General features: G+C 65.3%; 1 protein-coding gene. It reads right to left on the reverse strand.

Features of this window, described 5'->3' with window-relative positions:
- A partial coding sequence (locus tag DM807_RS00740) for a hypothetical protein (RefSeq protein WP_179026948.1) occupies window positions 1–236 on the reverse strand: 236 nt, incomplete at both ends.

Here is a 236-nt window from a genome sequence, read left to right on the forward strand (position 1 = left end):
TCGTAACAGGCCAAGGCGGCGGCCAGGCTGTAGGGGTTATCGATGTGTTGGGGTTCGGCCGTCGCCAGCCAGGCGTCGTGATCGTTGCTGGCTTGCAAGGCTTGGTTGCGCAGGGCGGCAATGCGCCGTTCCAGCTCATCGCGCTCGGCGAGAAAGCGCCGGTACTTCTCGACATCGAGGCGCTGTACCAGGCGCGCGCCGTGGGGCGAGTAGTCCTTGTGGGTGAGCGCCTGAAA

Source organism: Pseudomonas hunanensis, assembly GCF_013393325.1.
GTDB classification, from domain to species: Bacteria; Pseudomonadota; Gammaproteobacteria; order Pseudomonadales; family Pseudomonadaceae; genus Aquipseudomonas; species Aquipseudomonas putida_P.